At 39.4% G+C, this 10291-nt stretch carries 9 protein-coding genes; 5 read left to right on the top strand and 4 right to left on the bottom strand.

The genetic code is table 11. The features are described from left to right. Positions 1–352: 352 nt before the first annotated feature. Together H5125_RS05745 and H5125_RS05740 are read right to left on the bottom strand one after the other, a co-directional pair. On the bottom strand, positions 353–697 hold the full coding sequence (locus H5125_RS05745) for a hypothetical protein (protein ID WP_162022747.1): 345 nt from the start codon (positions 695–697) through the stop codon (positions 353–355). A gap of 284 nt (positions 698–981) precedes the next feature. Further along, positions 982–1239, bottom strand: a complete 258-nt coding sequence (locus tag H5125_RS05740; RefSeq protein ID WP_254439883.1) for a penicillin-binding protein — start codon at positions 1237–1239, stop codon at positions 982–984. Positions 1240–1705: 466 nt separating this feature from the next. Here H5125_RS05740 and H5125_RS05735 point away from each other — a divergent pair, with 466 nt between their 5' ends. From H5125_RS05735 to H5125_RS05720, 4 genes are all read left to right on the top strand, one after another. Further along, positions 1706–3310, top strand: coding sequence for an alkaline phosphatase (locus H5125_RS05735; protein ID WP_182743744.1), 1605 nt, complete (start codon positions 1706–1708; stop codon positions 3308–3310). A gap of 19 nt (positions 3311–3329) precedes the next feature. After that, on the top strand, positions 3330–5258 hold the full coding sequence (locus H5125_RS05730; protein ID WP_409085810.1) for an alkaline phosphatase: 1929 nt from the start codon (positions 3330–3332) through the stop codon (positions 5256–5258). A 127-nt stretch (positions 5259–5385) separates the two neighbouring features. Beyond that, a complete protein-coding gene (locus H5125_RS05725) occupies positions 5386–6117 on the top strand; it encodes a hypothetical protein (protein ID WP_162021952.1) in 732 nt (243 codons plus the stop codon). A gap of 481 nt (positions 6118–6598) precedes the next feature. Continuing rightward, on the top strand, positions 6599–7048 hold the full coding sequence (locus H5125_RS05720; protein WP_101087936.1) for an excinuclease: 450 nt from the start codon (positions 6599–6601) through the stop codon (positions 7046–7048). Between the two features lie 109 nt (positions 7049–7157). On the opposite strand, the gene H5125_RS05715 is transcribed toward H5125_RS05720, so the two are convergent. Together H5125_RS05715 and H5125_RS05710 are read right to left on the bottom strand one after the other, a co-directional pair. Further along, entirely contained in the window at positions 7158–9065 is a 1908-nt protein-coding gene (locus tag H5125_RS05715; RefSeq protein WP_182743742.1) for a S9 family peptidase, read from the bottom strand. After that, on the bottom strand, positions 9062–9619 hold the full coding sequence (locus tag H5125_RS05710; RefSeq protein WP_101087932.1) for a hypothetical protein: 558 nt from the start codon (positions 9617–9619) through the stop codon (positions 9062–9064). Before H5125_RS05710 ends, H5125_RS05715 begins: the two co-directional genes overlap by 4 nt. Before the next feature lie 286 nt (positions 9620–9905). Between H5125_RS05710 and H5125_RS05705 the strand changes: the two genes are divergently transcribed. Continuing rightward, positions 9906–10229, top strand: coding sequence for a YkgJ family cysteine cluster protein (locus H5125_RS05705; RefSeq protein ID WP_101088210.1), 324 nt, complete (start codon positions 9906–9908; stop codon positions 10227–10229). The last annotated feature ends 62 nt before the right edge of the window (positions 10230–10291 follow it).

The raw sequence follows: 10291 nt of genomic DNA, 5'->3' as shown, positions 1-10291 counted from the left end.
TCGACGAAGATAAGCATCGTTGGAAAACAAAAGCGATGCATGATGAATACATCGATGCTTGAGGCGGTATTAAAGGCTGGTTTTGGTGCTTAGGTTAAAAGTTAAGCACTCATGCGGTGGCCCTGAATTAACAACAAGATTTTAAATGCGATCATTTATACTTTCCTTAGTAATATAACGCACCGTTATATGCGTTTAATTCCAACATTCACTGCAGTTTCAGCCACAGATTTTAGTATTTAACAGTTTTCCAAAAATGGCTAAAGCAAATTTCCTGCATTTTAATAGTTAGTATTATATGAGTTAACAACATAAATCCAAACCAACTGTTTTTGTCCTTGTTTATTGATTCTTAGGTTTTTGTCAGTTCATATGCACGGGAGATAACTAAAGGAAAAAGATCTCCTTCCAAAATAACAGCCCATTGACCATCACCAAAACGTTCAACCCTATTAACATCCATTAATACATTACACAGATCATCAGCAGATGCTGTGGTTATGTTGGACATAATATTCTTTATTTGTCGAGGATCGTAATCAATTTTCCCCCATGGAGGGCAACAAAGAGCCCTCATAAATTTAGAGATAACTGCTGGATAGTTGGGATAACCACTAGATCTATCAATATCAGGTAATGCCTGTTTGGCTAGCATATAGCCCTCTTCAAGTTTTTCTACATCATTTTTTAAAAACATACTTACTCCATAAAACCTACACCACAGCAACTGGCTAAGTATTCATAGCTAAAATAGTGAGTAACGAATGCTCGCCAAATGTTACTTGTTAACAGTGTATTGATTAACATAAAATTCAGGTAAAAATGACGCTGTAGCAGCGTCAAATAAAAACGTCGGCATGGTGGATTAAACATATAAAAGCATATCTTTGCAACAAGAGCCGTTTACTGGCCATGAGGTTTTAAAAAGGCAAGTGATCCATTTTTATCACGCCCTAACAGACATTCACTACACTCACTCAATCAATAGGTTGAGTTGGGCGTACTCTCAGGGTTAACTTCACCATAAACTTCTTCAGGATCAACATCATTAATCAGTAATATTTCCCTAACGGTTTCTATGTGATCTAATATTTTTTGGTAGCTGTCGCCATACTCATATTTAGTCACTTCAATTGATTTAGGCATGTAGGTAAACGCGATTTTCAATGCGTTTAAAGCAGACTCACTCATTTTGTCACTGTTTACTTCACTATTTGCTTCACTCATCTCTTTACTCATAACTTCCCCCATACAAACAGTCCTGATTTAATAGTTTTAATTAATAACATCTTACTCAACTATTCTGCCATAAGGTAGGGCTGCGATTGATTGAGTCAATAAACACACGAGCAAGGTAGGAGTACAACGATGCCCCTCTGTTATAGCTAATCAACTTAACCTCTTTCAACTCAGATTACGGTAGGATTTATAATTATTTACTCATAAAATATAATTTAATCATAGTGTTGCTATTAATTACATTCCGAACATTGAGTAGTATAGCGACCAAACAAACTTATTATTCGGTAATAACACCAATACAGAGATCATTATTAAATAACAATAAAATCAGCAGCTTGATTATATACACATAAAACCCAAACGCTCTTGTAATCAAATTGTAATCGCAGTGTTACTTAACGTTCATTGTAAACCTCTATGTTATGGCCAGGTTCTCAAATAACTTAACTACAACATAGGTAATATGAATATGCTCAAACAAGGCTTATCAGTGGTTATCGCTAGTATATTGTCTTCGGCAACATACGCAGGTTCTGCAACCGCAGCGACAACGACTGACACACAACTCAATAATGCTTGGTATAAAGACGGCCAAGCAACCATCACAGAAAAATTACAACAATCAAGATCAACAAGGGCAAAAAATGTCATCTTGTTTGTTGGCGATGGCATGGGGATTTCCACACTTACCGCAGCTCGGATTTTAAAAGGCCAATTAGCCGGTAATTCTGGTGAAGAAGGTTACTTAAGCTTTGAAACATTTCCTTATTCAGCTCTGGTTAAAACTTACAATGTAGATGCACAAACACCAGATTCAGCAGGCACCATGACAGCCATGATGAGCGGCTTAAAATCAGACGCCGGGGTTCTGGGTGTTGATGAAGACGTCGTTCGTGGTACTTGTGCCTCAGTCAAAGGCAATGAAGTAGTAACCGCCTTAGAGTTAGCCGAAATAAAAGGCTTATCGACGGGTGTGCTATCAACCGCACGTATTACTCACGCAACGCCAGCCGCCACTTATGCAAAATCAGCAGACCGTAACTGGGAAGATATCTCAGACATGGATATTGACAATAATGCTGAACGTGCAGATTGCGAAGATATCGCATCACAACTGGTTAACTTTGAAAAAAATCTAGAACAACGTTACACCGGTGTTGATGTAGACGGCATTGATGTTGTGATGGGCGGTGGTCGTCGTCATTTTTTACCTAAAGATGCCGCATTTAATAGTGTCGATGCCGTTAGCGCTATTGAAGGCGACCGTACCGATGGCCGCGATTTGACCGCAGAATGGAGTGCTATGTATCCAAATGGTCAATACGTTATTGACCAAACTGGATTTGATGCCATTGATACAGAATCCACTGAACGTGTTTTTGCTTTATTCAATGAATCGCATATGCAATACGAAGCTGACCGAGCCAATGATATTGCAGGCGAACCCAGCCTGTCTCAAATGACAGAAAAAGCCATTAAAATACTTGATAACAATCCAAAAGGTTACTTCTTAACGGTTGAGTCTGGACGAATTGACCATGGCCACCATGCTGGCAGTGCAAGCACAGCGCTTAATGATGCCATTGAATTTTCAAATGCTGTTCAAGCGGCATTAGACGCAACAAATGATGAAGAAACACTAATCATTGTCACGGCTGATCACAGCCATGTATTTACCATTGCAGGCTATCCAAAACGTGGTAATCCTATTTTGGGTAAAGTGGTTGGTATTGGTGCGACTGAGCCTAGCGAAGATTCAGCTGGTAATCCTTACACCACATTAGGGTATAGCAATGGACTTGGTTTCAGAGACTTAGGGGCTGAAACAGATGGCGATGCATCTTATGCTGCTGAAGCCGTTGCAGGCCGTCAAGACATCACCGCAATCGATACAACAACCTCTGGTTATCACCAAGAAGTGACGGTGCCATTAGATAGCGAAACTCACGCGGGAGAAGATGTGGCTATTCATACATCAGGCCCAGGTGCGCACTTAGTTCAAGGTACAGTTGAACAAAGCGTTGTATTCCATTTAATCAATCGTGCTCTTGGTTTAGTTGGTCAATAGACCCTATAAGGTTTTTATGATGAATAAATTTATATTATCAACATTAACAGTTTCTTTGGTTTTGGCATTATCAGCTTGTGGCGATAACGGTGACAATGGCACCGATGGAACTAACGGCATCAATGGATCTGATGGCTCAAATGGTACTAATGGTACTAATGGTACTAACGGAACCAATGCATTAATTACCCAAACCCCCTTAGCGGTAGGTAATGCAAATTGTCTCAATGGTGGTGTGCAAATCGACTCGGGTATCGATGCAAATGCTGATACCGTTTTAGATGCGTCTGAAATAACATCAACTCAATATGTATGTTCACCTGCTGCGACCACAGTAAACGATACCGAACTATTAACCAGTTTAAATAACTCATGGTTTAAACAAGGCGCTGCCGAAATAGAAACGGCAGACGATGTTTGGAATAAAATTGATAGCCAATTAGCAAACAATGCCAACGTATCGATTGCAACTGCATCTACCGCAGCAGAAATAACCGCACTTAAAGGCTCAGCTAAAAATGTGATTTTATTTGTTGGTGACGGTATGGGTGTTTCAACGGTAACCGCAGCGCGTATTTTAGATGGTCAGAATAAAGGCATGATGGGTGAAGAAAACCAATTAAGCTTTGATAAGTTTCCATTTTCTGGTTTAGCAAAAACCTACAACGTTGATGCACAAACACCAGATTCTGCAGGAACAATGACAGCGATGATGTCGGGCGTTAAAACAGATGCTGGCGTGTTAGGTGTTGACGAAGATGTGGTTCGTGGCAATTGTGCTAGCACTAAAGGTATTGAGATGATCACTGCCTTAGAATTAGCTGAGATTGCAGGTAAATCAACGGGTGTTATCTCTACCGCACGTATTACCCACGCGACACCTGCTGCAACTTATGCAAAGTCAGCAGATCGTAATTGGGAAGATATCTCAGATATGGACATTGCCAACAACCCTGAACGCGCTAATTGTGAAGATATTGCATTACAGTTAGTCAATTTTGAAGCCAACTTAGAAGCTCGATATGCCGGTGTAGATGTTGATGGTATTGAAGTGGTTATGGGTGGTGGTCGCCGTCATTTTTTACCTAAAGATGTAGCATATAACAGCAATGACGCAGTCAGTACCATTGAAGGTGACCGTACTGATGGCCGTGACTTGACCGCCGAATGGCAAGCTCAATACGCAACAAGTGCTTATGTATTTGACCAGACTTCATTTAATGCTATAGACACTGAAACAACACCGCGGGTATTTGGTTTATTTAACGAATCGCACATGCAATACGAAGCTGACCGTAAAAATGATATTGCCGGTGAACCTAGCTTGTCAGAAATGACCGCCACTGCCATTAAGGTGCTTGATAATAACGACAAAGGTTTCTTCTTAACGGTTGAATCTGGTCGAATTGACCATGCTCACCATGCCGGCAATGCTTATAACGCGCTAAATGACGCTATTGAGTTTGCTAAGGCTGTGCAAGTCGCGGTTGATGCAACAAGCCAAGAAGACACCTTAATTATTGTTACTGCTGATCACAGCCATGTATTTACCATTGCAGGCTACCCTAAACGCGGTAACCCAATCTTAGGTAAAGTGGTTGGTATTGGTGCGACTGAACCAAGTTTAGCCTCAGACGACATGCCTTATACCACAGTAGGTTATACCAACGGCCTTGGCTTTAGAGATTTAGGCACACAAACCGATGCCGATGCCAGTTATGCAGCTGCTGCAGTAACAGGCCGCGTTGACTTAACCGATATTGATACATCAACTGCAGGGTTCCACCAAGAGTCGCTAGTGCCACTCGATAGTGAAACGCATGCGGGTGAAGACGTTGGTGTTTTTGCTGTAGGACCTGGCGCTCACTTAATTACAGGAACTAACGAGCAAAGCTTAATATTCCATGTGATGGACTACGCTGGCAATCTTTCTGGTACCCCCCAGTAAAGTCAGCTAAATAACCTGAACGTGAGATAAATAAGTAAAAAGTCATCAATAAAGAATAGGGGCTTGCCCCTATTCTTTAACTTTTAGCTTGCGCCTTGATACTTGACCAGCCAATAAGACAAAACACATGAAAACTCTATTGTTACTAACCGCTATCACTTTCCCGTTATTTGCATCAGCAAGTGACACTTGCCAATCAACTGCTTTCATGGCGACCTATAACATTGAACAAACGACTCACGATGCAGCATCAAACAAACAAAACCAACTGGTATTATTAAGAGCCCAAAATTCTGTATTTCACATCAACAATCAACAAGTCGCAACACAATGGACCACACTGCCACATAATCACATGAAAAAAACCTCATACTTCATCGATGACAAACGCGCCATTGAATATGAAGCAACCAAAACGATATCTAATCAAGCATGGCAATATCATGCACAATTACTCCATCCATTATTTCAAAAGCAGTCAACACTCATTGAAACTACTGGACAAGGTTGCGATAAACTAGAACATTATCAACAACAAAAAAATACAAAAACGGTTGATATATGGTGGTTTCCAGCAAAAAAACTAGTACAACGCATTAGTACTACATTGTCAGATAAAACTGAATCTGCAGATAAAGCCGTAAATTGGCAATTAGCCGAAGTAACATACGACAACAAAATGATTCAACAACAGCTAGATACATTCTCTGCGTACCAATCTACTGACTTTGCTGATATTGGCGATAATGAATCTGACCCGTTTTTTAGAAAAATGATCAACTTAGGTTTTATTGAACACAGCGCTTCAGGATTTTATGACAGCGAAGGAAATTCATTATCGTCAGCACATCAGCATTAACATTGGCCATCGTACTGATGAACTTATGGGCTTCATTTATCTCCGATCTCCCCGCTTCTATATAAGATAAACAAAGCAATAGCCATGTTATTTTGTCTCGCCATCACAGGGAAGTGAAGCGTTACCCTTAATGAAGCTGATTAAGCGTGAGCCATGGCAAAGTGATGAGCTAAGGCTTACTCACTCACATGTTGACCACATTTTCTAGAAGTTGCGATGTTAATGAACAAGCAAATATGACCCCATCACTGTTTGTGTTTGTGCAATGTTTATCACTGCATAGACATTATTTTACCCCAAATATATCAACACACTTGATTGCATCTGCTAATACCTTATGGTTTCTACTCAACTTTATCACCTGCCGAAAAATTGAATATTTCTCATTGATAGGTGTAAAATCAGTGAGTTAATGTTATTTTGCTTCGCACAAAGGATTTTCACCGTAAAAGCCAAACCAATTAAAAGGATGTTTCTTAGTATGAAAAACAATAGTACGAAAAACAAAATCATCGCATTATCTCTGGCACTCGCTATTGCCCCTTCTGTTTCTTATGCCCGCGACGATGTCGGCAGTTATTCGGTAGCAGATGCGCTGAGTACAGAACACGCAAAAAATAAACTTGGCAGCAATGTAGCCTTTTATTTTGGTGATCAAGCTTATTCTGAGCCAGTAAAAATTATCGGTGAATTCAGTGCTAATAAAAAGACTAATGCTTTTAATAAATCTGATATCGAAGCTTGCCATTGGGTATTTCTATCGGCAATGATCGCGCTAAAAGAGCGAGCGATTAAAGAAGGCGGTAATGCTGTTGTTGAAATCAAATCAAATTATAAAAACAATCTTACTAGTAGCAATGACACTTTCCAGTGCGGTGCTGGCAATATTGTTGCAGGCGTTGCACTAACTGGTAAAGTGGTTGAATTATAAACATCTATTTTTTCGTAAGTTTTTCATTTACAGAGCCAGATAGGGTTTAATACTATTAACGGGCAATCAAAGCCACTGAATTACAGTGGCTTTGATTAACTGTTTAAGATTATAAGGATGAAGCGATTTCACTTTGAGCAAAACTTTTCTGCATGAATTTATCAATACTATTGTATAGCGCTTGTTGTGTAATGATGTAGTTAAATCCATGTACTTCATTTTCAAAAAATATAGACTCATACGACTTGCCTAATTTATCTAACACATATTTCAATCGAAAATAATGTTCCGAATCGACTACGCGGTCCCTCCCGCCTTGAGCAATAAAAATTGGAATAGATAATTCATTCATTCTATACACCGGTGAATACTCAATTAAGGTATCCCAAGATTCATTTGGGTCACCAAGAATATCGATCAAAACCCGCCGAGAATCATCTTTTTCAGAAATATTATGATCAGAAAACAGTAATGGTATGTCTGTCACACCGGCATAAGAGATGGCACATTTATATAAATCTGGTCGTCTTATAGCACTGATTAATGCAGAGTACCCACCATAACTGATCCCAAACACACACACTTTTTGGCCGTCAATATCATCTCGAGCAATGACTTTGGTAACGGCAGACTCAATGTCATCTTCTATTAGTCGGCCCCATTGACGCTTGCCACTATTAAGAAATTTTTTGCCAAAGCCTGATGAACCGCGATAATTTGGGGTTAATACTGCATAACCTTTTTGAACAAAATAATGTACATCAACTGAAAAGTGTCTCGTATCATTAACACCTAACGGTCCACCATGAGGCATCACAAGCAATGGGACGTCTTTAGCGGCAGAATTGCTTGGCATCGTTAAATAAGATTCAATTTCAACACCATCGGAAGAAGTCGATTTAATCACTAAACTTTTGCCTAATGAGTATTGATTTAACCAAGGTCGCTCTTCACCTATAAGCTGGCTTTTACCTGTTTCGGCATCGAATAAATAATAAGCAGAAGGTGAATCGATCGATTGGCTAATCGTCACTATTTTTTGGTAATCTTGATCAAAGTGAATAACATAATTGTCTTCTTTATCTCCTTTACCCTCAGATGTACCAGTATATGTTGACAACTTATTGTCATAATTTTGAACTAACACTCCACCGAGCATATAGGTGTAACCTATGATGCTGCTGTCGTAAGGGTTTTGAATAATGCCGACAATATCACGCCCTGGCAGACTGTAAACTTCACCAGTAAAAGTCTTAGACTGAACATCATATCGAGATAAGCTTTGATAACCATTTTGCTGTTCGGATAACACTAATAATTCATTTTTAGCATCATCAAACCATACTGGTATAAATTTAGTTTGATCATCTTGCCGCCAAACTTGTTGCCACTTACGACTGTCAGCTTTTTTAACATGAACCTCTGTTACGCCCCCTTTGCTAATAAAATTAACGTTAGGTTCACCAAAAGGATTAAGTAACCATGATCCTTCAGGAAATGGGCCTATTGATATACTCTTTTTACTGCGAAACTGCGCTTCAAAAGCATCATCAGTTACATTAATAGTAAATAAATGTGCTTTGCCATTTTTATAGCGCTGGGCGATAAAAATATCGTCAACCGCGAGTAATGGATCAAATAAGTAAGTTTGTTTTAGTAAAGCAACCTGAGTGACGCTATTGGCTGCATCAACTTTGTAAATCAACAACTGGATGCCAGAATGGCGATCAAATGTCGTGACACTAAAATACTCTTTACCTAACCAGCCAAAATCACTAATGGACCTTCTAGATTGCTGGCTAAAACTAATCACCTTGGTATCCCAACTAAAATCTGTGCCAGCAAGTATCACTGTATAATTGTTATCGACCAGTTTTTTATATAGTAAATGTTGCCCCTGCGGACTTAACTTCGGTGCAACGACATCTGGATTTCTGAAGAAGTCGTCTTCAAGGCTTGCTGCGACGGTCATCGAGAAAAACGATAATGCAATAAGAATACATTTAATCAGCTTCATAATTGATTCCCTTCAATTGCTTTAGCATATTCAAAAAAGTGGTCTTTTTCTTTGCCGGTGTAGTTCAAATTATATTGAGCCAATACTTCAGGATAGCTAGATTCCATGTATTCCAGGGCTTGGCTGGCTTTGTTATTAAAATAGAACCTAGCACCACCAATCAAGTAATTTAAGCTGCCATTCATCTCGGTATACATTGAAAGATGGCCTGCATAATTGATTTTACCGGCCTCAACATTAATCACGTACTTCTGATCCGCTAAGTCAATATAAGTCTGTTTTCCTAGGTACACGCGATTCCAAGTGTAGCTGCCTGCATCTACCACTACGAGCCAGTAATTATAGTTTGACTTAAGTTTTTCAAACCTTAAGTCCGACAACCATCCTTCACTGTCTAACGTAATATGACTCGGTACGTAACCTTGCTCAATTTTCATAGCAACAAGAATATATCCCTCATCTTTACTCAGTTCGGTTAGGCAATAACCCAATGTTGAAACGCAACATAAAACCACGCAAAATGCGCTTTGCAGCAATCGTCGATATCCTTTCACACAACAACTCCTTGTTGACTTGTTATTCTTATTATTCTTATTATTCTTATTAATGAAATGAGTAAACAGCTGATTTCACCATTACTTTCAACCTTTTCACCTCAAAAATATAACAAATAAACTGTTGAAATAAAATATAAATTCTGAGTACTGGAGTAATTTGGTTGTCATCACAAATTAAATATCACCTCTATTTGAAGTAAATTTATCTTTCATGAACAAATCTACGCTATCCTTAGCCCAAATGTTCAACTGCAGCCCTTAAATGCCCACCAATATCATTACCATGTTCCCTGAGTCGTCCGATAAATCATCGACTCCCGCAACAATAAACTCTGTAGAGCAACCGGCTGTGACCTGTTCAAATTGCCAAGCCTGTTGTTGCCGTTTAGAAGTGATGTTAATAACCGAAACCGGTGTGCCTAAAGTGTATATAGCCAAAGATAATTGGGGCGGAGAAGTGATGCGCCGACTTGATGATGGTTGGTGTGCAGCACTAGACCGAGACACTATGATGTGTTCGATTTACGAAGTTCGGCCACTGATTTGCCGTGAATTTGAAATGGCTGAATACGAATGTGTTTCTGAACGCGAAGCTTTCGGAATATAAACCCTAAGAATACGATGTTAAATGCAATGCGATTACATTTAACATCGACAAACTGCTCGATA

The organism is Shewanella sp. SR44-4 (assembly GCF_014163715.1).
Taxonomy (GTDB): Bacteria; Pseudomonadota; Gammaproteobacteria; order Enterobacterales; family Shewanellaceae; genus Shewanella.
The sequence above is the reverse complement of the archived record's forward strand: the minus strand, read 5'-3'. Positions and strand labels throughout refer to the sequence as shown.